Origin of the sequence: Myxococcus sp. MISCRS1, from assembly GCF_026626605.1 — a bacterium.
GTDB lineage: Bacteria > Myxococcota > Myxococcia > Myxococcales > Myxococcaceae > Myxococcus > Myxococcus fulvus.
The window spans coordinates 10,441,683-10,463,482 of record NZ_JAPNKB010000001.1; the positions used below are offsets into that span (position 1 = coordinate 10,441,683).

Below are 21,800 nucleotides of genomic sequence, written 5' to 3' on the forward strand. Positions count from 1 at the left end.
GCGGGTGGCGCCGAGGTGGGCGTCACTGCCGGAGGATGCGCGCGCCTGCGCCGGTGAAGCCGTGTGAGGTGCCTGCGCCGCTGCTGGCGACATGGCGCACGCATGCTGCTTCGGCCCGCGCCCTGTCGAGCCGAACGGGCTACTTCACCTTGAAGGCGTTGGACGACGCCTGCACGCCGAAGCGGTCCGTCACGGTCAGCACCACGTTGGCGCCCTGCGCGTCGATGGCGATGTTCTGCACGCAGATGCCCCCGACGAACTTGTCCAGTGAGGTGGGGCTCACGTTGCCGTTGTTCTTGCTGATGGACAGGTCGACCTTGTCCGTGAAGTCCGCGGCGCGCGGGCCCACGGCGCGGACCGTGATGGTGAAGGGCTGGCCGATGTCCTGGTCCGAGATGGGCTCGAACGCGTAGCCGGTGATGTCTCCCTCGCCCATCGGTCGGGTCGGATCCTGCCCCGCGTCGGGCTCTGGGCCTCCATCCGCGACGTAGACGCCTCCGTCGGGGATGCCATCGGGCCCCGCGTCCGGCGTTCCCGCGTCCTGATTCCAGAGCGTGAATCCCTGGGGGCTCGTGGTCTCACGCCCATCGTCCAGCGCCACGCGCACGTCATAGGCCGCGGCGCCGAGGTTCGCGGGGAGGTCCACCGCGAAGAGGCTCTGCGCGTTCAGCGCGATCACCCTGGCCTCCTGATCTCCGATCCACACCCGCGTGCGGCCTTGGAGCTGCGCCTCTCCCTCGGCGTAGTCCAGGCGGACGGGGAACGCCGCATCGAGCTCCAGGAGGATGGGGTCGGTGCGTCCGACGGTGTCCGAGGCGGGCCTGACGGAGACGATGCGTGGCGCGGGGAGCGATGTGCTCGAGCCACAGGCGGACAACACCACCATCGCCAGGAGCACGAGCGCGCGGGTCATGGCTCGAACCTCATCCCCAGCAGCACCGAAACACCGCCGAGCTGGGCGTCCAACCACGGCGTGCTCGCCGGAGCCCACGCACCGCGCAGCTCTCCCAACGCGCTCCAGCGCCCGAATCGGTACGCGCCCTGGATGGCCAGCAACCCCATGCCGGAAAGCTTGCTCTCTTTCACCTCCGCCGGGAAGTCGGTCTGGAGTCGGTGACGGAAAGGCGCCACTCCTCCTCCTGCTCGGCCGTACAGGGACAGCGCCGCGCCGCGCAACAACTCGACGCGCGCCGACACGAGCACCGGCACCGCGAACACCTGCGAGCGCACCGCGCCGAGCGCGCCCACCGTTCCCCGGAAGGACGCGGCCCGCACGCCCACCTCCAGCTCCCCCGCCAATCGTCGCTCCCACCAGGGCGTGGTGAACGCCACCCCCAGCGCACCGAAGGGACCCGAGTTGTCGCCCCGCGCGAACACGCCCCCCGCGAGCACCTGGACCGCCGGGCGCCACGGTGCATCGCCCACGAGGGCAGGGGGCGGTTTGGCCGCGGGAGGCTTCGTCACGACGACGACCCGGAAGACCTCCGCGTGCGCGCGCACGTCGTCTCCAGCGCCGTCGGCCTGGACGACGGCCGTCACCGAGGCCGCGTCCTCCTCCGGCGTCACCCGGAAGCGGGCGATGTCACCGACCTCGATGGGCTCGGCCCGTCCCCCATCGACGTGCAATTTCAACCGCGCCACATCCAGCGGCCCCTCGCCCGCCACGAGCAACCACCCGCCCCGGGCAGGCAGCGGTGCGGGCGTGAGGGCCGCGACATGGGGACTCACCCTCGGGACATCCAACGGCGCGGAGGCATCCGTGCGCAGCTCCCCGCGCGTGGCGAGCACCCGCGCCGAAGCGACCCCCGGAGGCACCTCGAGAGGGACACGTGCCTTGCCCTTCCCATCCGCCTGGACCGGGCCGAAGTGCGTCTCACCCACGAGCACCGTGACGGAGGCCCCTGGCGAGGTCGCCACGTCGAGCGTCGTCTGCCCCAGCAGGGCGAGCCGCAGCACGGTGACCTCGGGCGGGCCGTCGGCGGCCTCCACCCAGAACAGGAACACCGCCACCAGCGGATGCCGGACGGGCGGCGGCGTCCACTGGAAGGTCCGCACCGCGCCGTGCGCCAGGCGCTCCTCGGCGAAGTGTCCGGAGGAGGCGGCCACCCGCAGCGCCCCCGTCTCCGGAGGCACGCGGACCTGGAGGGACACCGTCTTGTCCCTCCCGAGGACGACCCGGGTGGGGGAGGCGAGCACCTCCAACCCGGGCCCTCCCGAAACCGGGACCGCCATGGCCGACGACGCGGCCACGGCGAAGACTAGAAAAGCCAGGAAGGGCGGTAAGCGGGTGCGCACGAGCGATTCCGCCGAACTTCGCCCTCCAGGCTCTTTCCGGTCAACCCTCGCTGACGGGGGCGTCCTCGGCGGGGGTGTCCAGCGCGGCGGCCTGCGGCTTGTCCGCGGGGCCGGTGGCCTGCCGGACGGGCGGGCTGAAGGCGGGCTTCTCGGTGGGAGCGCCGCCCCGACCGTGCACCAGCGTCTTGGTGTCGGTGCGGAAGGTGATGTCGAACTTGTCGCCCCGCACGGCCGTCACGAAGCCCACGCCGAACGTCGGGTGCTGGAGGACCTGATCCACCGCGTAGGTGTCCTTCGGGCTGTAGCGGGGCGCGTTGGCCACGTCCTTGCCCGCCAGCTGCTCCTCGAAGGAGATGATGATCTTCTCCGCCTTGGTGGTGCCGCTGGACGACGCCCGGCTCGCGCGCGGGGTGCTGCTGCTGGTGGAGGTGGGGCGGTCCGTGGTGCCAGGAGCCCCGCGGTAGGCGTGGTCCCCGTTGCACGTGTTGCAGCGCACCCGAGCAATCTTCGTCCCCACCATCGCCAGGATGGTGTGCGCGAGGGTGAGCTTGCAGCGGGTACAGTACGCGTCCACCTCGCCGCCGACCTTTTGAGTTGCCATGTTCGTCTGAGTTCTCGACCCGGCGCGCCTGTGACGGGGAGCCGGGCATGAAGGAAAGGGGCGCGGAACATAAACGCAACGCTTCGAAGTGAGGTAGTCCCTTCGTCGTCCGCTCGCACGGGAACACTTCGCTTGTGCCCCCCTTCGCACCACGTAAGAGTAGGCGCCTGAACGCATGACCACGCAGACCCCCAGCAAGCCGGCTCGCGAGCCCGGGATGCTCACCCAGACGGTGAGCAGCTTCGGCAAGGGCCTCATCGACGTCGTCAGCTCCATTGGTGGCGTGGTGACGCTGGCCTTCGACGTGGCCCGGTGGAGCGTCCGACCTCCCTACCGGCTCCACAACCTGTTCGCCCAGCTGGACTTCGTGGGGGTGGGCTCCATCTTCATCGTCGGGCTGACCGGCCTCTTCACGGGCATGGTGTTCGCCCTGCAGACCTCCGAGGCCTTCCGCATGTTCGACGCGGAGAGCCTGGTGGGCCCCACGGTGGCGCTGACGCTGACGCGGGAGCTGGCGGCGGTGTTCTCCGCGCTGATGGTCACCATGCGGGCGGGCTCCGCCATGTGCACGGAGCTGGGCACCATGCGCGTCACCGAGCAGGTGGACGCCCTGGAGACCATGGCCGTCAACCCGGTGCAGTACCTGCTGGTCCCCCGGGTGCTGGCGGGCCTGTTCATGGTCCCCATGTTGACCATGTTGTTCAACACCACGGGCATGTCCGGCGCCTACTTCGTCGCGGTGGGCGGGCTGGGCATCTCCCCGGGCACGTTCCTCACGCGCACCCAGGCGTGGCTGGAGCCGGCGGACGTCTACGAGGGCGTCATCAAGGGCGCGGTCTTCGGCCTCTCCGTGGCGCTCATCTGCTGCTACAAGGGCTTCAACGCCTCGGGCGGCGCCAAGGGCGTCGGTCAGGCGACGACGGAGGCGATGGTGGCCAGCGCGCTGTCCATCTTCATCCTCGATTTCCTCGTGGGCATCGTGATGCACTGATGGCTGCCTCCGGTCCTCCTCCGCGTCCCGAAGCCGGCGCGTCCACGAAGCCGATGATTCAAATCGTGGACCTGCAGAAGACGTTCGGTGAGAACAAGGTGCTCACCGGCATCAACCTCTCCGTGCCCCAGGGCAGCACGTGCGTCATCCTCGGGGGCTCCGGCTCCGGGAAGACGGTGCTGATGAAGCACATGATCGGCCTGCTCCGCCCGGACAGCGGCCAGGTCAACATCGATGGGGAGGACATCGTCCCCATGGGCGTCGAGGACCTGCAGCGGGTGCGCAACAAGTTCGGCATGGTGTTCCAGGCCGCGGCCCTGTTCGACTCGATGACGGTGTTCGAGAACGTGGCCTTCCCGCTGCGCGAGCACACGAAGCTGTCGGAGGACGAGCTGTACGCCAAGGTCCGCGCCAAGCTGGACCTGATGGACCTGAAGCGGGAGGTGGAGTCGAAGTTCCCCTCGGACCTGTCGGGCGGCATGCGCAAGCGCGTGGGCCTGGCGCGGGCGGTGGTGCTGGACCCGAAGATCGTCCTCTATGACGAGCCGACCACCGGCCTGGACCCCATCACCACGGACTCCGTGGACGAGATGATCCTCGCGGCTCAAAAGGGGCTGGGGGTCACCAGCGTGGTCATCAGTCACGACATCTCCTCGGCCTTCAACGTGGCGGACCAGATCGCCTTCCTGTCCAAGGGCGTCATCGTGGAGAACGGCACCCCGGAGCAGCTGCGCATGTCCCAGCACCCCGCGGTGAAGGTGTTCCTGGAGACGTGGTTCGGGAAGAATTGACAGGGTCTGCGCCCGCCGGGTCCGGTTTCAGGAAAATGTGGCACTCCGGATGCAAAACGTTAGAGTCGCGCCCGGCCGGTAGCCCTCGGAGTCACATCAGGTGAAGAAGCTCGTTACGCCTTTCCGTGTTGGCCTGCTGGTCATCGCCGCGGGGGCCTTTTTCGTCGGCTTCGTGCTGTTCGCGCGCGAGGGCGGCCTGAGCGACAGTGACTCCACGCGTGTCTGGGCCTACTTCCGGGATGCCTCCGGCCTGGCGGTGCGCGGGCGGGTGCAGATCGCAGGCATCCGGGTGGGAGAGATCGACGACATCGTCCTGGAGGGCACGCGGGCGCGGGTGTTCCTGAAGATCCGCAACGACGTGGACCTGCGCGAGGACGCGGTCCTCACCAAGCGCTCGGAGTCGCTCCTGGGCGACTACCTGCTGGACCTGAACCCGGGCACGGAGAACGCCCCCAAGCTGGAGACCAACGGGCAGATCCGCCGCGTCATCGACAGCCAGGGCATGGAGGCCATCTTCGAGTCGCTGTCGCAGATCACCTCCGACATCCAGCAGGTGACGGGCGCGCTGCGAGAGGTGCTCGGCGGCGAGCGCGGGGCGGGCTCGCTCCAGCGCATCGTCGAGAACCTGGTGCGGCTGTCGGACTCGGTGGACGCCACCGTGCGCCGCAACGCGGACCGCCTGGACGTCATCCTGGCCAACTTCGAGGGCGTGTCGTCCGACGTGCGGACGATTACGCAGAGCAACCAGGCCGACGTGGGCCGCATCGTCGACAACATCGAGTTCATCACCCGCGACGTGCGCGAGGTGCTCGCCAGCGTCAAGAACATCGTCGGCAGCGGGGAAGGGGACTTCAAGGAGAGCGTCGCCAGCCTCAAGCAGACGCTCACCAAGCTGGACAACTCCCTGGGCAACCTGGAGGAGATCACCCGCAAGGTGAAGGACGGCGAGAGCACGGCCGGCATGCTGCTCACCGACGAGAGCGTGGGCCGCGAGGTGCGCGAGACGGTGCGCGACGTGTCCAGCCTGGTCTCCCGCCTCACGGAGCTCCAGACGGAGGTGGGCATCCAGAGCACCTACCTGGCCGCGCAGGGCCGCTCGAAGAACATGCTGTCGCTGCGTCTCATCCCCCGGCCGGACAAGTACTACCTGCTGGAGATCGTCGACGACCCGCGCGGCACCGTCACCACCCAGGTGGTGCAGACCAACCCGCCGTCGGAAGGCGATCCGGTCATCCAGACGCAGAAGGTGACCAAGGAGAGCCTGAAGATCAGCGCGCAGTTCGCCAAGCGCTGGTACTTCACCACCCTGCGCGTGGGCCTCATCGAGTCCACCGGCGGCGTGGGCGCGGACCTGCACCTGTTCGACGACGCGCTGACCCTGAAGATGGACGCGTTCAACTTCGCGGCGGACGAGCTGCGCTACCCCCGGCTGCGCGCCACGCTGCGGGCCCAGGCCTTCGACCACCTGTTCGTCGTCGCGGGCATGGACGACATGCTCAACGCGCAGCAGCGCGACGTCGTCACCCAGCGGCTCATCGCCGGCCGCGACTTCTTCGTGGGCGGCGGCCTGTTCTTCACCGACGACGACCTCAAGGCCATCATCACGGCCACCGGCATCCCCTCGCCCTGAGCGTCGCCGGAGCGCGGCGAGCTTGACGCCGGCCGTGAAACCGCGTACCCGGCACGGGCACGGGGTCCTGGTAGGAAGCCGTGCTTTCTCGGCCATTTCCAGGAAGCTCGCATGTCCCTGCTCGTCGTCGGCTCCGTCGCATTGGACTCGGTGGAAACCCCCTTCGGACAGAAGGAGGACGTCCTCGGCGGGTCCGCCACGTTCTTCTCCACGTCGGCGTCGTTCTTCTCCCCCGTGCGCGTCGTCGCCGTGGTGGGGGAGGACTTCCCCGAGGCCCATGTCAGCTTCCTGAAGGGCCGGGGCATCGACCTGGAGGGTCTCACCCGCGAGTCCGGCCGCACGTTCCGCTGGAAGGGCCGCTACGGCTACGAGCTGAACGAGGCGAAGACGCTCGACACCCAGCTCAACGTCTTCCAGGCGTTCTCGCCGGACCTGCCCGCGTCCTACCGCGACACGCCCTACGTCTTCCTGGGCAACATCCACCCGGAGCTCCAGGCGCGCGTGGTGGACCAGGTCCGCAACCCCAAGCTGGTGGCCGCGGACACGATGAACTTCTGGATCCAGGGCAGCCGCGACGCGCTGCTCAAGACGCTCCAGCGGGTCAACCTGCTCTTCGTGAACGACGCGGAGGCGCGGCAGCTGGCCGGCGAGCACAACGTGGTGAAGGCCGCCCGCGCCATCCTCGGCATGGGGCCCCAGCGCGTGGTGGTCAAGCGCGGTGAGTACGGCGCGCTCCTCTTCGAGAAGGACCACATCTTCGCCTGCCCGGCCTTCCCCCTGGCCGAGGTCTTCGACCCCACGGGCGCCGGAGACACCTTCGCGGGTGGCTTCATGGGCACCGTGGCCACCGCGGCGTCCGGGGTGGACTCGGCCGTCCTGCGCCGCGCCATGGTCATGGGCAGCGTCATGGCCTCCTTCACCGTGGAGAAGTTCAGCCTGGAGCGCCTGCGCGAGGTGACGCGTCCGGAGATCCACGCCCGCTTCGCGGAATTCAAGAAGCTGACCCACTTCGAGGACCTGGGGCCGCTGGAGCGCTGAGTGCCGGGCGGGCAGGGTGGGGTCCGGCCCCACCCATGAACTTGACGGTGGATTCAGGCCGTCCCTAGGCTTTCCTCCTTTTGGGTGCTCGGGGAAGGAAGAGGGTTGAGCGATAACCGAAAGTCCGCGCGGGTGCCGACCTTGCTTCGCTGTTGGTGCGAGACCGACAATGTCACCCTGTACGCGCGCATCACCAACCTGAGCGAGGGCGGCCTGTTCCTGCGGACGAGCACGCCGCTGAAGCGAGGGGCGAAGGCGGTGCTCCGGCTGACCCCGGGGGATGATCCCGAGGTGCAGACCGCGGCCACGGTGGTATGGCTGCGGGAGGAGGAGGACCGGGCCTATCCGCCGGGGATGGGGCTGCGGTTCGAGTCGCTGGACGCGGAAACCCTGGGGCGGCTCCGGCGGATTATCTCCCAGCAGCAGAAGAACCCCGTGAAGGCGGTCTGGGCCGGCTGAGCGCCGGGCTCCCACCAGCCGAGGCATCCATGCGCATCGCCGTCATCTCCGACATCCACTCCAACATCGAGGCGCTCACCGAGGTGCTGCGGGTCTGCGAGCAGCAGAAGGTGGACCGCATCGTCTCCCTGGGTGACATCGTCGGGTACGGCGCGTCGCCGAATCCCTGCTGTGAGCTGGTGCGCTCGGTGGCGGAGGTGACGCTCTTGGGCAACCACGACGCCGCGGTGGCGGGGCGGATGGACTACTCGTACTACTACGACGCCGCCCGGCACGCGCTGGACTGGTCCGCCAACGTCCTCACGGACGAGAACATGGCGTGGCTGCGCAGCCTGCCGTACACGTACCGCATCGGCGAGGTGGGCTTCTGCCACGGCTCGCCCATCGACCCGAAGGCGTACGAGTACATCTTCGCGCTCGAGCAGGCGCGGGAGCTGACGCCGTACGTGGAGGAGCTGCCCGAGGTGACGTTCATCGGGCACAGCCACCTGTGCCGCGCGTTCGCCATCGGCAATGGCGAGGTGAACGACGTGGTGGCCCAGAAGTTCGGCATCCGCCGGGGCTACAAGTACATCATCTCCGTGGGCAGCGTGGGCCAGCCGCGCGACTACGACAACCGGGCCTGCTTCGTCATCTGCGACACGGACGCTCGCACGGTGGAGTACCTGCGGGTGGAGTACGACATCGAGACGGCCGCGCAGAAGATCTTCGACGCGGACCTGGCGCTCAACTTCGGCAAGCGACTGTTCCTCGGGGTTTGACGCGCCGCCTTCGGAAAACTGTGCACGGGCCGGGGGACATGAAATAAACCGGGTCCGTGCGCCCCCAGGTCCTCCGAGTGTCCCTCCGGCCCTTCGCGGCCCTGCTGTCCTCCCTGTTGCTGCTGCTGTCGGCCTGCCGCCGCGAGCCGCAACCGTCGTCGCCGGAGTACCAGCAGGCCACGCGCCAGTTCCGCGAGCTGTACGCGCAGAAGCTGGATGAGGCCTACCTGGACCCGAAGATGGGCCCCATCGAGGCGCAGCTCCAGCGGGTGCCGCAGGACAGCCTGGATGCCCCTTCCGCGCAGGAGCTGCTCCAGCGCATCCAGCGCGAGCGCACGCGCATGCAGTCGGAGCTCGCCGCGCGCCAGAAGGCCGTGGCCAGCGCCCGCGAGATTCCGCCCGGCGCGCCCTCCACCACGCTCGCGCCCCCGCCGCCTCCTCCTCGCGCCGAGCCCGTGGACGCGGGGCCTCCGGACGCGGGCCCCATCAACGGTCCCCAGGTCGGTTCTCCGGCGAGCGAGCTGGTGGCCGGCTTCCGCGGCTGCTTCAAGCGCGGCACGCCCATCGACGTGGAGGGGCGGGGCATCCGGGACGCGTGGGAGATGACCGACAGCACGGCCTGCCGCCTGGAGTACCCGGGCCACGTGGGCACGGTGCTGCTGACCGAACAAGGCCGGGTCCTGATGTTGTTGCCCAAGAGCTCCGTGACGACGGTGACGCGGACGCTGGATGCTGGGACGACGCCCCCCGCGGCGACGGACGCCGGCCGTTAATCAAAGACGCCCCATGAACGACCAGACCTTCATGAAGTTGATGCGCCTGTTGCCCAAGTCGGCCCTGTCGACGGTGGTGGGCATGGCCACTCGAGCCCCGCTGCCCGCGCCCGTGCACCAGGCGGCCATGCGCGCGTTCGCCCGCTCCTACAACGTGGACATGGCGGAGGCCGAGCACCCCATCGAGCACTACCCGACGTTCGCCCAGTTCTTCACGCGCGGCCTGAAGACGGGCCTGCGTCCCATCGACGCGGACGCGAAGTCCGTGGTGTCGCCGGTGGACGGGCGTGTGTCGCAGGTGGGCTACTCCGACCTGGGGCGGTGCCTGCAGGCCAAGGGCATCGAGTACACGGTGGACGAGCTGTTGGGGGACGCCGAGGCGGCGAAGCCGTTTCACGGTGGCGCCTGGACGACCATCTACCTGTCGCCCAGGGACTATCACCGCATCCACTCGCCGCTGGCGGGCACCATCACCGGCTACGCGTACATCCCCGGTGAGTTCTGGCCGGTGAACCCGGCGTCGGTGCTCAACAAGCAGTCCCTGTTCTGCGTCAACGAGCGGCTGGTGACGTACCTGGAGACGGCCGCGGGCAAGTGCGCCGTGGTGAAGGTGGGCGCCACCTGCGTGTCGCGCATCAAGGCGGCGTACGACGACGTCACCACGCACACGGGCCAGCCGGGCAAGGTGCACCGGTATCAAGAGGGCTACAAGGTGGAGAAGGGCGGCGAGCTGGGCCGCTTCGAGATGGGCTCCACCGTCATCCTGCTGTTCGAGCCGGGCCGCGTGAAGTGGGACCCGGTGCTGCAGGAGGACGCGGTGCTGCGGCTGGGGCAGCGCATCGGAGTGGTGCCGTGAGCCAGACGCTCGCCGCCGTCAAGGGCATGAATGATCTCCTGCCAGGGGAGATTGAAATCTGGCAGCACGTGGAGGGGCTGGCCCGGGAGCTGTTCGGGCGCTTCGGCTACGGGGAGATCCGCACGCCCATGGTGGAGGACACCGCGCTCTTCGTGCGCAGCGTGGGCGAGGAGACGGACATCGTCGGCAAGGAGATGTACACCTTCGACGACAAGGGTGGCCGCAGCCTGTCCTTGCGTCCCGAGGGCACGGCGCCCGCGGCGCGCGCCTACATCGAGCACTCCATCCTGAACCAGGAGCCGCTGACGCGCTGGTTCTACACGGGGCCGATGTTCCGGTACGAGCGGATGAAGACGGGCCGCTACCGGCAGTTCTATCAAGTCGGCGCGGAGGCCTACGGCTCGAAGGAGCCTGCCCAGGACGTCGAGGTGATGGACATGGTGGCCCAGTTCCTCCAGGCGCTGGGGCTCCAGGACATCGCGCTCAACCTCAACTCGCTCGGCGACGAGGCCTGTCGGCCCGCGTACCACGCGAAGCTGGTGGAGTACCTCAAGGCGCACATCGACGAGCTGTGCGGCGACTGTCACCGCCGCATGGAGACGAACCCGCTGCGCGTGCTCGACTGCAAGAACCCCAAGTGCCAGGAGGTCGCCGGCAAGGGGCCCAACGTGCTCGAGTTCCTGTGCGAGCCGTGCAAGGCGCACTTCGACGACGTGCAGCGCAAGCTGACGGCGCTGGACATCAAGTACGTCGTCAACCCGCGCATGGTGCGCGGCCTGGACTACTACACGCGCACCGTCTTCGAGTTCATCGCCTCGCACCCGGCGCTCGGCACCGCGAGCACGGTGGGCGGCGGTGGTCGCTACGACAAGCTGGTGAAGAGCCTGGGTGGGCCGGACGTGCCCGCCGTGGGCTTCGCGTGTGGTCTGGACCGGCTGGTGCTGCTCTTGAAAGAGGGCACCCGGAAGTTCGGTGCGTCGCCGGACCTGTTCATCGCGGTGGCGGATCCGGGCTCGCAGGACACGGCCTTCACCCTGGCCAGCAAGCTGCGGCGCGAGGGCCTGCGCGTCGACTTCGACACCCGGGGTGGCAGCCTCAAGAGCCAGATGAAGCGCTCCGACAAGAGCGGGGCCCGCTTCACGCTGGTGCTCGGTGAGCAGGAGCGCACCTCGGGAGAGGCGAAGCTCAAGCGGATGGCGGATGGTTCGCTGATCCCCGTGAGCCTGAGCGGCCTCGCCGCCGCGGTGCGTGGGCATTCGGCGGCGACCGAGGTTGCGCAGCGCGGCAACGCGACCTGATGTCTCAGTCAGGGATTGTGTTGAATCCCTGATATTTCCACGAATCCCGGAGGTGGTCTGTAACCTCCGGGAAATTCAGGGAGAACTCCGGGCGACTCAGTCGCGTGACCTTGGCCGGTGCGGTAGACTTCCGCCGTCAATGTCGAGTGAGTCCCCCAGCTCCGCTCCGTCCCAGGCCTTGCGCTGGATTCCCGTTCGGGGAGACAGCATGTGGCCGTCGTTGCGGGATGGAGACGTGGCGGGTGTCGAGCCGCTGTCTCGCGAGCCCCGCCCTGGTGAGGTCGTGCTGGCGCGGTTCGACGATGCGCTGGTGCTCCATCGGGTGTGCGCGGTGCGCGAGGGCGTGTTGTCGCTGCGCGGGGACAACGCGGCGGGAGAGGACCCTCCCATCGCCGCGTCGCGGATCCTCGGGTGCGTGGCGCGCGTGCGCAGGAGGGGCGTGGAGCTGGACTCGGCGTGGGATGGTGGGCCGTCGCGCCTGGGACGGCTGCGCGCGTTGGTGCGCGGGCGGGTGGCGCGGTGGCTGGGGCGGCGCTCATGAGCGGCGACTTCGGAGGGGACAGTCATCCCCGGCGTCGCTCGGGAGCGGAGGGGCAGCGCTTCGGCGCGGACTTCCTGCTGCTGGACGCGGAGGGCCGCACGCTGCGGGGCCTCAACGCGACGGCGGTGCGAATCTGGGAGCTCAGCGACGGGACGCGCTCGGCGCGCTCGGTGGCCGAGGTGGTGGCCCGTGAGTTCTCCATGGACGTGGGCGCGGTGCTCGCGGACACGTTGCGATTTCTGACGGAACTGGCCCGCTTGGGCCTCATCGAAGAGCTTCAGGAGGTGCGGTGATGCGAGCGCGCATTGCGGGCTTCTCGGCGGCGGCGCTGCTGCTGGCGGCCTGTACGGAGGGCGGCGTGGCGCCCAAGGTGTCGGAGTGGACGGACGCGCCTTCCCGGGAGGTGCCGCCGGTGTCCCCGACGGACGTGTTGGGCGAGGAGGACGTGGCGGCCCGGCCTCCCGCGGCGGAGGTTCCCGTCGTCGGCGAGCCGATGCCCGCGCCCCTGACGGGGCACGCCGAGGTGGTGGAATCCGGCTCGCGAGGCCTGTCCGACGTGTCCCAGGTGGACGTGGACCTGACGCTCACGGGCGTGCGCGGCAAGGGCACGGTGGAGGTGGAGTTCGTGTCGCCCGCCGGCCACCCGTATGAGCGGCGGACGAGCGTGGTGGTGGCGAAGCCGGACATGACGCGGACCTTGCGCTTCTCGCTGCCCGTGGCCGGGACGACGGTGGCCACCTCCGCCATGAGCGGCACCTGGCAGGTGCGCTTCCTCTTCGACGGGGCGCCGCTGACCACGGCCGCCTTCACCCTGGAGCCGTGACGTGAGCCCCGCCCCCCTGAAGTCCGTCAACGCCCGCCTCGCCGCGCTCGTCGCCGCGCTCGTGCTGCCCTCGGCCGCGCTGGCGCAGAGCACCACGCGCGCCGCCGTCTTCACCACGCTCCCTGGACCCGGGGAGACGGTGGCCACCGTGGTGATGGACGAGGTGTCCGAGCTGCGCGTCCGGGTGCGCAACAACACGCGCGCCAACTCGCCGCAGTTCCGTCCCATCAACCAGGTCAACTTCGTGCTGCCCACGGGCTACACGCTGTTGGAGAGCCCCGCGCCCGCCGGATGGATCGCCACCCACAACGTGGCGACGCGCAGCGTCCGCTACAACCTCCCGGTGAACTGCGCGGGCGCGGATGCCGGGCTGATGTTCGACGAGTCCGCGACGTTCACGCTGCGGATGATCCCGAACATCAGCGCGACGAACGCCGTCGGCCAGCAGTTCACGACGCAGCTCTCCGCGCACGAGGCGTGCGGCAACCTGTCGTTCGGCACCAATCGCACGCAGGACGAGGCCGAGTGGCAGCGCGTGAGCCTGGCGACGCGCGTGGACATCTCCCCGCGCGCCGTGGGCGTGGGGGACGACATCACCGCGCGGCTGGTCATCGAGAACCGCTCCTCCACCGCGAACCAGACCAACATCACGGCCGAGGGTCCGAGCACGGGCGCCGGTGGCGTGACGTTCCAGGTCGTCGAGGTGCAGCCCGCCAACTTCGCGGTGACCATCCCCCAGCGTGGCGCGGGCATCCTCTCCGCCCGGGCCACGACGCAGACGGGGGGAACCATGGTGGCCAGCGTGCGGGGACGCAACGGCTCGGGCTCCGTCACGTCGAACGTCGCGGACACCCCCATGGTGAACGTGGCGCCGCTGGCCGCCGCCGGAGACGTGGACAACACCCAGGCCTTCACGGGAGAGACGGTCAAGGTGCGCCTGAGCGTCACCAACACGTCCCCCACGAACGCGTATCTGAACGTGACGCCTCGGGCGCCCGTGCTGGTCGGCTCGGCGCAGGTTGCGCTCGCGTCGGGGCCCAGTCCGGCCAACGTGGCGCGGCTGGCGCCGGGAGCGTCCGCGCACTTCATCTGGAGCTACACCGTCACCGGCGCGGAGCTCTCGACCTATGCGTTCGATGTCCAGGCGGATGCGACGCTGAATGGCGCCACCGTCTCGACGCCGGTGGTGCGCTCGGCCGAGGGCCGCGTCGTCGCGCACCGGGTGAAGGTCAGCCCGTCGGTGCTGGTGCCGGGGCAGGGCAACCAGACGGTGACGTACACGGTGCAGAACCGCGGCACGGTGCCGCTCGATGAGGTCAAGCTGCTCCGGCCGCCGGTGAACTTCTTCGGCATCACCGGCAACCCGCCCGCGCCCACCGGATGGATGTCCTATTACGACACGGCGACGGCGAGCTACACGTGGCTGGCGAACACCAACGCGGTGCGCATCATGCCCAACCAGGAGCGCACCTTCACGGTGACGTACGCCTCCGTGGCCAACGTCAACGCGCCCACCGTGTTCCGACACCGCGTGCACCTCCCTCTGGCCTACGCGTCGGATGCCGCTGCCCGCATCGAGACGCCGCTGGTGCTCGCCACGGGCCTGGCGCCCGAGGTCGAGCGCCTCACCGCGGTGGCTCGCGACGCCAGCGTGACGGTGACGTGGGACAACCCCTCGGTGCACAACGGCGTGCTCATCCTCCGCTCCGCGGGGGCCGCGCCCAACACGGCGCCTGTCGCGGGCCAGACGTACGCGGCGGGGGCGACGCTGGGCAACGCCACCGTCGTCCTGTCGGAGTCGTTCAGCGCGGCGACGTCCTTCACGGACACGGGCGTCGTCAACGGCACGACGTACTACTACCGCGTCTACAACACGGACGACGTGGGGCTGTACTCGGCGGGCAATCGCCCCACGGCCTCGGTGGCGCTGATGGCCACGCCTCGGGCGCGCGTGGGCTCGGCGCCGCTGTGGTGCTACTCGGTGGGCCTGGACGCGCGGCTCCAGCCCATCACCGAGCTGGGCGTGGGCATCTTCAGCTCCTTCAATGACTCGGTGGTCGCCAACCTGACGAACGTCACCCACCCCTCCGAGGATGGCGCGGAGCGCTGGCGTCCGCTGCCGCTGTCGGGGCTCATCGGCAGCCGCTTCCCGGTGGTGCCGCTCAATGGCCTGCCGGGCCAGTACATCCTCACGGCGGACCAGAGCGGCGTGGCGTATGCGCTCAACGCGACCACGGGCACGGTGCTGTGGCGCTGGAACAACAACGGCGCGCCCATCGGCACCATCCAGTCGTTCCCGGTGACGCAGCTCCACGACTACGCGAACGCGGCGTACAAGGCCGCGCGTCCGAACACGGACCTGGTGTTCTTCGCGACGCGGCTGGCGAACGCCGCGCAGAACCGCGTGGTGGCGCTCAATGCGCGCACGGGTGCGCCCGTCTTCACTTACCAGCCCGGGGACCTGGGCATGGTGAGCGGCGGCATGGTGGTCGACTACACCACCAACCGGCTGTTCATCGGCGCGAAGGCGAACGGGTCCGCGGCCACGTTCCGTGTGCTCAACACGCTCAACGGCGCCGAGGTGGGGCGCCTGTCGCTGGGGGATCTGGAGCACAGCCTGGTGCGCAACGGCGTGGCGAATCAGATCTTCGCGACGAACAGCGACGGCGTGGTGCACGCCGTCGACGGCAACACGATGCAGGCCGTGTGGAGCGTGAACGTGGGGACCCGGCCCTCGCCGAGCACGCCCGCCTTCACCAGCTTCGTGCGCCCGCTCGGCGGCGGCTTCGTGGCGAGCCTGGCCAGTGGCGCCGTGGAGTTCTGGGACTACTCGGCGCCCGGCGCGACGGCGCCCACGCGTGTGTGGACCACGCCCATCGCGAACCCGTCCGGTACGTTCACCCTCAACCAGGCCGGCGTGGTCCGCATCTACGCGGGCAGCTCCGATGGCAACGTGCACCAGCTCGAGATGATCGGCGGCGTGGACTCCGGCCAGGTCGCCATCGGTGGTACGCAGCTCATCGGCACGCCGACCATCGACACCACTGTCTCCCGACTGCACGTCGGCTCTCAGGACGGCCGCATCTGCGCCTTCCCGGTACCGTTCCCGTGAACCCTCCCTCGACCCCCTCGGCCCCGCAGTCCCCGGCGGTGGAGACGTCTCCGTCGTCCGTTGTCACGCCTCGCTACGAGGCGCCCGCCATCCTGTGGGAGCAGCCCTTCGTCGCGCTCGCGGCGATGTCGCAGTGCAACATCCCTGGCGAGTCGGAGTGCACGCCCTGAGCTCGTCGGGAGCCGGCCCGTCCGGTCCCCGTCGCTCGGGCCGCCTCGATGATTCGCAGGAGACGTCCGGCCCCTGGCTCACGCTGGCGGGCTGGACGGTGGGGCTTCATGTGCCGGAAGCCCGCGTCCAGGAGCTGCTCCGGCGCTCGCTCGCGGGCTTCATCGTCGACGCGCCTCCGGCGGGTGCTCGCGTCTCCCGGTTGGAGGTGCGTCCGCCCGAGGTGCCGCGCGCGGAGCCGGCGACGCGAGCGCTTCCCCGTCCCTGGCGCGCGGAGGATGGCGCGCTCGTCCTCGAGGGGGAGGACTACTCGGCGCGCATCGAGGCGGGTGGTGCGCGGGGCGCGGTGGTCGGCGCGGGGCGCTTCCCGGTGGAGGTGGTCCTTCGCGTGATGCTGGCGGCGGAGCTGGCGCGGCGCGGTGGGCTGTTGGTGCACGGCGTGGCGCTCGTGCATGACGGGGCTGCGGCGCTGTTCACGGGGCACTCGGGCGCTGGCAAGAGCACGCTGGGCGGACTGTGGATGGGGGCGGGGGAGTCACTGCTCTCGGACGAGCTGGTCGCGATATGGCCGGAGGCACCGGGCCTGTGGCGCGCCTCGGGGACGCCGTGGAACGTGGGCTTTCCTCGGGAGGCGCGACTGGGGGCGGTGGGGACGCTGGCGTGGGATTCGAGCTCGCGCTGGGAGCGTCAGGGTGGGGGAGAGACGGGGCGGATGCTGGTGCACAATGTGCTGTTGCCCGAGGCGTCCCCAGCGGGCAGGGCCGCGATGCTGGCGTCCGCGGGTCGACTGTTGTCCGAGGTGGAGTCGGCGCGGTTGGTGTTCTCTCGGGATGAGTCCGCCGTCACGGTGGTGAGGGCTGCGTTGGGAGCGTCGCGACATGGGTGAGGGGCCGGTGTTGACGGTGGTCGCGGGGCCGACGGCCTCCGGGAAGACGGCGCTGGGCATCGAGCTGGCGCGTCGCCTGGGCGGAGAGATCGTCAGCGCGGACTCGCAGCAGGTGTATCGGCACTTCGACATCGGTACCGCGAAGCCGTCCGTGGAGGAGCTCGCGGCGGTGCCGCACCACCTGCTGTCCGTGGTGGACCCGCTGGAGACGTTCTCGGCCGCCGAGTACCAGCGTCGCGCGGACGCGGCCATCGCGGACATCACCGGCCGCGGTCGGCCTGTCATCGTCGTGGGCGGGACGGGGCTCTACCTGCGCATCCTGCTGCACGGAGTGGTGGAGGCTCCAGGCGCGCTCCCCGCGCTGCGCGCCGAGATGGAGGCGGTCGCGGCCGAGCAGGGACGTGAGGCCGTCCACCGTCGACTGGCCGCCGTGGATCCCGAGACGGCCGCGAAGCTGCCGGTCCAGGACCTGGTGCGTGTCGTCAGGGCGCTGGAGATCCACGCGCAGACGGGCGTGCCCGCCTCGGAGTTCCGCAAGGCCCATGCGTTCCTCCCGGACCGCTATCCCTTCCGCCTCTTCGTCCTGGAGCCGGCTCGCGAGGACCTGTACGCGCGCATCAACGCGCGCACCGAGGCCATGTTCGCCGCGGGCCTCGTGGACGAGACACGCGCGTTGATGGAGCGGGGGTACGCGGACGCGGCCCCCATGCGTAGCGTGGGCTACGTGCAGGCGCGCGCGGTGGTGGACGGACGCATGAGCCTCTCGGAGGCCATCCAGGACACGGCGCAGGAGACACGCCGGTACGCCAAGCGTCAGCTCACCTGGTTCCGCAAGGAGGCGGGCGCCGTCTTCGTCCAGCCTCCGTACGCCGCGCTCCGCGAGCACTCACCGCAATCCCCCGGGTGAGGCCTTGGTGCCTCGCTCCCCGTGGGTGAGGCCTGCCCCCGAGGGAGGGGCGAGGAGGGGAGGGACCGGGAAGGCGCGACGTTGTCCCCGCGACCCGAGGCACCCATGTTCGCCGCTGAATCCTTTCTCGACGCAGGAGCGGAGCGACATGGATACACAGTTCAGACGTGACCCCATCTCGACCGAAGGAGGAAGAGCCACCTCGGCGGCCTGGGGACCTCTCTTCGTCCTCGGCGTGCTGATGGCGATCCTGGGCCTGGTGGCGTTGGGCTCCTCGTTCATCACGAGCATGGTCTCCGTCATCCTCTTCGGCGCGCTGCTCGCGGGGACGGGCATCGCGGAGATCGTCTCCTCCTTCCGCGTGCGGAAGTCCGGAGGCCCGTTCTGGCTCTACCTGCTCAACGGCGTGCTCTCCACCGTGGTCGGCATCTTCGTCCTGATGAACCCCGCGGCGGGCCTGGGCGCATTGACGCTCCTGCTCGCGGGCTACTTCTTCGCGAGCGGCCTCTTCCACGTGGTGACGTCGCTGATGGACCGCTATCCGAAGTGGGGCTGGGACTTCGCCTACGGCGCCATCTCCATCGCGCTGGGCGTCATCGTCATGGCCCAGTGGCCCATCTCCGCGGTGTGGCTGGTGGGCACCCTGGTGGGCATCTCCATCCTCATGCGCGGCATCGCCCTCATGGCGGGCTCCCTGGAGCTGCGCCGCGCGATGCGGAGCGTCTCCGTGTCGCCCTGACCCCAGGCCGCTGATTCCAGATTGAAAGGGCACGGTGACCGTCTGGCCACCGTGCCCTTGTTCTTCGCGCAGACGCCTCGCGTGACTAATAGGCGGCGTAGCGGTCCGATGCGCCCGTCTCGCTCGGGGGCGGGGGCGCGACCCTCTCGTTCGTGCCGCCGGACGAAGTCAGTCGGCCCGTGAGGATGCGCATCAGCAGCTCCGGGTCCACGGGCTTGGGCAGGAAGGCCTCCGCCCCCGCGTCGAGCGCGCGCTGACGCACGTGCGGCCGGTTCAGCCCGCTCATCACCACCACCCGCGTGTTGCGCGTGAGGGGATGCTGCTTCAAGCCCTCGCACAGCCGCAGCCCATCCACCCAGTGCAGCACGACGTCGAGGACGATGGCCGTCGGAGGTCTGCGCGCCACCGCGCAGAACAGCGCGAGCTCGTCCGCGAAGGCGACGACCTTGGCCCCCGTGCTCTCCAGGAGCGCCGTGAGCGCCTCGCGGGCATCGGCGTCGTCATCCACCACGTAGTACAGGTCCGGCTCCAGCTCCGGGATGGCCAGGGGCACCGGCTCCAGCGACATCCGCAGCCAGTTGCTCATCGTCTCGCGCAGGCCCGCCCAGCGCACGGCCCCCAGCAGGGCCAGCGGCGTGGGAGCGTTCAACCCGAGCACACCACCGCCATGGACGCCCACGGACGTGCGCCGCCCCTTCGCCGCGACGAAGGCGGAGGGCGCCCGCTTGCCGGCGCGCCGCAACCAGCCCACCGCCCGGGCGCCGGCCGACGCGTCCTCCATCAGCTCGCACAGGCCCTCGCGCACATACCGGCGCTCCAGGGCCCCCGCGTCCAATCCCCCATCCAGGAGCGCCACCGCCGCCCGGCTGCACGACGCCAGCGTCTCCGACAGCCCCACCTGCAGCGGATGTCCGAAGGCCGCCGGACCCACGGCAATCTGCCCCGGAGCCACCAGCGTGCGCCCGGGCCCGAAGGGCAGCCGCGTGGTCTCCAGCGCCGCCAGCTCGAAGCCCTCCTCCAGCAGCCCATCCCGCGAGGCCATCATCAGCGCCTGGCACAGGTCGGCCGGCGTCACCGCAGGCCCGAAGGCCAGCGCGTAGACGGAGTCCGCGCCCGGCAGGAGGAACAAGCCATCCACCGTGGGAAGCGGCGCGACCCAGAGCCGCGCCACCGGCGCGATCTCCAGCCGCGACGACGCATGACGCAGCCGAGCCTGCACCGCGGGCATCGTCGGCGCGGGCCGGAAGCCCGGGAAGAAGTTGTCGCCCATGAGGGGCCCCGCGCCCCCCGCCAGGGCCACCGCGTGGAAGCGCTCGCCGCCTCCCTGGGCGCGGACCACCAGGGGGCCCGCGCCTCGCACGGACGCCGGCGCATCGGGGGCCGCAGGCTGCCGCTCCACCCGGTCCACGTGCCGCTCGAGGAAGCGCGCGCCCTGGGCGCTGGCCGCCGTGGCCAGCACGTCCCGCACCTGGGCCAGCCCGCCTTGTCCCTGGGGCCAGCCGTCCACCACCCACAGGCCACCGGGAGAGGAGGCGAGCAGCTCGCGCCGCCCCTCGGAGATGATCTCCACGCCGCGCAGCTCGTGGGCGCGCCACTCGGTGGGGATGCGACAGCCCAGCGCGGCCAGCCGCGAGCGACACTCCGGCGTCAGCACGGCGGGCGGCGCGGTGCGCTCCGACAGGCCACCCGAGTAGACGCGCACATCGAGCGTCAGCCCCCGCGCCCTGCCATTGAAGAGCAGCGAGGCCGCCAGCCCCGCACCCGCGATACCGCCTCCGACGACCGCCACCCTCGAACCGCTCGTCAGCCTGTTGCCCAGAATCATCCGCGCCCTCTTGCTTCCCGCCGTCGCCTGCTGCGTCGTGCCCGCGCTCAGTGCCGTTGCACGGACGGCGCCATGGCCGGACGGCCGAACACCACCACCCGGTCGCGCCCCTCGCGCTTGGCCTCATAGAGGGCCGCGTCGGCGGCCTTCATCAGCCCTTCCGTGTCGTCCCGGGGTGTCTCCAATGTGTGGTCCGCGATGCCCACGCTCACGCTCAACCCGAAGGAGGCGGGGCGGCCGTCGCTCTTCTGCACGCCCACGGAGCGCAGGCCGGAGCGGATGCGCTCGGCGAACACCGCCGCCTCCAGCGCCGTCTGGTGGGGCAGGAGCGCCACGAACTCGTCGCCCCCGAAGCGCGCCGCGAAGTCCGACTCGCGCAGGTTGCCCTTGAGCTGGTTGGCCAGCGCGAGGATGGCCCGGTTGCCCACGTCGTGGCCCATGCCGTCGTTGATGGCCTTCAAGTGGTCCAGGTCGATGATCACCACGCTCAGCGGGTAGCCGTAGCGCTGGGCGCGCCGCAGCTCCTCCTCCAGCCGCACGGTGAGCGCCCGGAAGTTCGCCAGCCCCGTGAGGGCATCCGTCTGGGCGAGGATCTGCAGCCGCCGCTGCTGTTCACTCTGCCGCAGCGCCCGGTCGATCCGTGCCATGAGCTCCCTCGCGCTCGCCGGCTTGTGGATGAAGTCCACCGCGCCCATCTCCAGGCAGCGCTCCAGGGTGGCCTCGTCCGCGTCCCCGGTCAGGAAGATGACCGGCGTGGACTCCGTCCGGGAGTCCTCCTGCAGCGCCTCCAGCACCGCCAGCCCATCCCCGCTGGGCAGGAACCTGTCCAGCAGCACCAGGTCCGGCCGGTGTTCCCTCGCCAGCTCCAACCCCACGCCCGCGTCCGCCGCCCCCAGCACGTCGAAACGCGAGGCGAGCAGATCCGACAGGCTCTCCAGCACGCTCGCGTCGTCCTCGATGACCAGGAGGAGGGACCGCTCCGAGGTGCGCCCTCGCCGTTGCATGAACCTCTCCGCTTCGTTGCGCTCCTGATGATTGGCGGTCCAGAGGTCTCGGATGCCACGCCCCACCAGGTGCTCCCGCCGCCCCTGCGCCCCAGGCGCATCCGCCGCCTCCCGGTCCTGCGAGCACCCACCGCCTCCCGCAACCTTCACCCGAGACCTCCGGCCGCCAAGCCCATCGCCCTTGCCCGACGGGGAGTCACCCCCACCGACGCGCGTGGGCGTGGAGCAAGCTGCATGCCCTCGAGGAGGGCATCCGAGCGGACGTCATTTCAGGGGGTTGCACTCGCGCGCGGCGCCGCCAG

22 protein-coding genes are annotated in these 21,800 nt (G+C 70.3%); 17 read left to right on the forward strand and 5 right to left on the reverse strand.

The genetic code is table 11. The features are described from left to right. Positions 1 to 139: 139 nt before the first annotated feature. From OWM54_RS41580 to OWM54_RS41590, 3 genes are all read right to left on the reverse strand, one after another. A complete protein-coding gene (locus OWM54_RS41580) occupies positions 140 to 913 on the reverse strand; it encodes a hypothetical protein (RefSeq protein ID WP_267700907.1) in 774 nt (257 codons plus the stop codon). Continuing rightward, positions 910 to 2,232, reverse strand: coding sequence for a hypothetical protein (locus OWM54_RS41585; protein WP_267700908.1), 1,323 nt, complete (start codon positions 2,230 to 2,232; stop codon positions 910 to 912). Before OWM54_RS41585 ends, OWM54_RS41580 begins: the two co-directional genes overlap by 4 nt. 103 nt (positions 2,233 to 2,335) lie before the next feature. Beyond that, positions 2,336 to 2,896 (reverse strand): hypothetical protein, encoded by a 561-nt coding sequence (locus tag OWM54_RS41590; protein ID WP_223749025.1) that lies wholly within the window; start codon positions 2,894 to 2,896, stop codon positions 2,336 to 2,338. 175 nt (positions 2,897 to 3,071) lie between these two features. Here OWM54_RS41590 and OWM54_RS41595 point away from each other — a divergent pair, with 175 nt between their 5' ends. From OWM54_RS41595 to OWM54_RS41675, 17 genes are all read left to right on the forward strand, one after another. After that, the gene (locus OWM54_RS41595; protein ID WP_223749024.1) at positions 3,072 to 3,887 is read left to right on the forward strand and encodes an MlaE family ABC transporter permease; all 816 of its coding nucleotides are present in this window, start codon (positions 3,072 to 3,074) and stop codon (positions 3,885 to 3,887) included. Beyond that, on the forward strand, positions 3,887 to 4,678 hold the full coding sequence (locus OWM54_RS41600; RefSeq protein WP_370640380.1) for an ABC transporter ATP-binding protein: 792 nt from the start codon (positions 3,887 to 3,889) through the stop codon (positions 4,676 to 4,678). Before OWM54_RS41595 ends, OWM54_RS41600 begins: the two co-directional genes overlap by 1 nt. Before the next feature lie 100 nt (positions 4,679 to 4,778). Beyond that, positions 4,779 to 6,308 (forward strand): MlaD family protein, encoded by a 1,530-nt coding sequence (locus OWM54_RS41605; protein ID WP_046713871.1) that lies wholly within the window; start codon positions 4,779 to 4,781, stop codon positions 6,306 to 6,308. Positions 6,309 to 6,419: 111 nt separating this feature from the next. Continuing rightward, positions 6,420 to 7,346 (forward strand): PfkB family carbohydrate kinase, encoded by a 927-nt coding sequence (locus tag OWM54_RS41610; protein WP_223749023.1) that lies wholly within the window; start codon positions 6,420 to 6,422, stop codon positions 7,344 to 7,346. 105 nt (positions 7,347 to 7,451) lie between these two features. Then, positions 7,452 to 7,805 (forward strand): TIGR02266 family protein, encoded by a 354-nt coding sequence (locus OWM54_RS41615; RefSeq protein WP_223749022.1) that lies wholly within the window; start codon positions 7,452 to 7,454, stop codon positions 7,803 to 7,805. Between the two features lie 29 nt (positions 7,806 to 7,834). Then, positions 7,835 to 8,566, forward strand: coding sequence for a metallophosphoesterase family protein (locus tag OWM54_RS41620; RefSeq protein ID WP_141330841.1), 732 nt, complete (start codon positions 7,835 to 7,837; stop codon positions 8,564 to 8,566). A 77-nt stretch (positions 8,567 to 8,643) separates the two neighbouring features. Then, entirely contained in the window at positions 8,644 to 9,339 is a 696-nt protein-coding gene (locus OWM54_RS41625) for a hypothetical protein (RefSeq protein WP_267700909.1), read from the forward strand. Between the two features lie 13 nt (positions 9,340 to 9,352). Beyond that, the gene (asd, locus tag OWM54_RS41630) at positions 9,353 to 10,195 is read left to right on the forward strand and encodes an archaetidylserine decarboxylase (RefSeq protein WP_141330837.1); all 843 of its coding nucleotides are present in this window, start codon (positions 9,353 to 9,355) and stop codon (positions 10,193 to 10,195) included. 26 nt (positions 10,196 to 10,221) lie between these two features. After that, complete coding sequence (gene hisS / locus OWM54_RS41635; protein ID WP_267701220.1) at positions 10,222 to 11,493, forward strand: histidine--tRNA ligase; 1,272 nt, start codon at positions 10,222 to 10,224, stop codon at positions 11,491 to 11,493. A gap of 139 nt (positions 11,494 to 11,632) precedes the next feature. Beyond that, positions 11,633 to 12,034 (forward strand): S24 family peptidase, encoded by a 402-nt coding sequence (locus OWM54_RS41640; RefSeq protein WP_223783331.1) that lies wholly within the window; start codon positions 11,633 to 11,635, stop codon positions 12,032 to 12,034. Further along, positions 12,031 to 12,327, forward strand: a complete 297-nt coding sequence (locus OWM54_RS41645) for a PqqD family protein (protein WP_223749019.1) — start codon at positions 12,031 to 12,033, stop codon at positions 12,325 to 12,327. The genes OWM54_RS41640 and OWM54_RS41645 overlap by 4 nt, the downstream gene beginning before the upstream one ends. After that, entirely contained in the window at positions 12,327 to 12,857 is a 531-nt protein-coding gene (locus OWM54_RS41650; RefSeq protein WP_267700911.1) for a hypothetical protein, read from the forward strand. Before OWM54_RS41645 ends, OWM54_RS41650 begins: the two co-directional genes overlap by 1 nt. 1 nt (position 12,858) lies before the next feature. Continuing rightward, positions 12,859 to 15,969, forward strand: a complete 3,111-nt coding sequence (locus OWM54_RS41655) for a PQQ-binding-like beta-propeller repeat protein (RefSeq protein ID WP_267700912.1) — start codon at positions 12,859 to 12,861, stop codon at positions 15,967 to 15,969. Then, entirely contained in the window at positions 15,966 to 16,139 is a 174-nt protein-coding gene (locus OWM54_RS41660) for a hypothetical protein (protein WP_223749016.1), read from the forward strand. Before OWM54_RS41655 ends, OWM54_RS41660 begins: the two co-directional genes overlap by 4 nt. Beyond that, positions 16,127 to 17,023: a hypothetical protein gene (locus OWM54_RS41665; RefSeq protein ID WP_267700913.1), complete on the forward strand. Its 897-nt coding sequence runs from the start codon at positions 16,127 to 16,129 to the stop codon at positions 17,021 to 17,023. Before OWM54_RS41660 ends, OWM54_RS41665 begins: the two co-directional genes overlap by 13 nt. After that, positions 17,016 to 17,930 (forward strand): tRNA (adenosine(37)-N6)-dimethylallyltransferase MiaA, encoded by a 915-nt coding sequence (gene miaA / locus OWM54_RS41670; RefSeq protein ID WP_267700914.1) that lies wholly within the window; start codon positions 17,016 to 17,018, stop codon positions 17,928 to 17,930. Before OWM54_RS41665 ends, miaA begins: the two co-directional genes overlap by 8 nt. Before the next feature lie 148 nt (positions 17,931 to 18,078). Further along, entirely contained in the window at positions 18,079 to 18,669 is a 591-nt protein-coding gene (locus OWM54_RS41675; RefSeq protein ID WP_141330825.1) for an HdeD family acid-resistance protein, read from the forward strand. Positions 18,670 to 18,754: 85 nt separating this feature from the next. On the opposite strand, the gene OWM54_RS41680 is transcribed toward OWM54_RS41675, so the two are convergent. Together OWM54_RS41680 and OWM54_RS41685 are read right to left on the reverse strand one after the other, a co-directional pair. Next, positions 18,755 to 20,494: a response regulator gene (locus OWM54_RS41680; protein ID WP_267700915.1), complete on the reverse strand. Its 1,740-nt coding sequence runs from the start codon at positions 20,492 to 20,494 to the stop codon at positions 18,755 to 18,757. 47 nt (positions 20,495 to 20,541) lie between these two features. Continuing rightward, complete coding sequence (locus tag OWM54_RS41685; RefSeq protein ID WP_324289195.1) at positions 20,542 to 21,498, reverse strand: diguanylate cyclase; 957 nt, start codon at positions 21,496 to 21,498, stop codon at positions 20,542 to 20,544. Positions 21,499 to 21,800 lie beyond the last annotated feature (302 nt).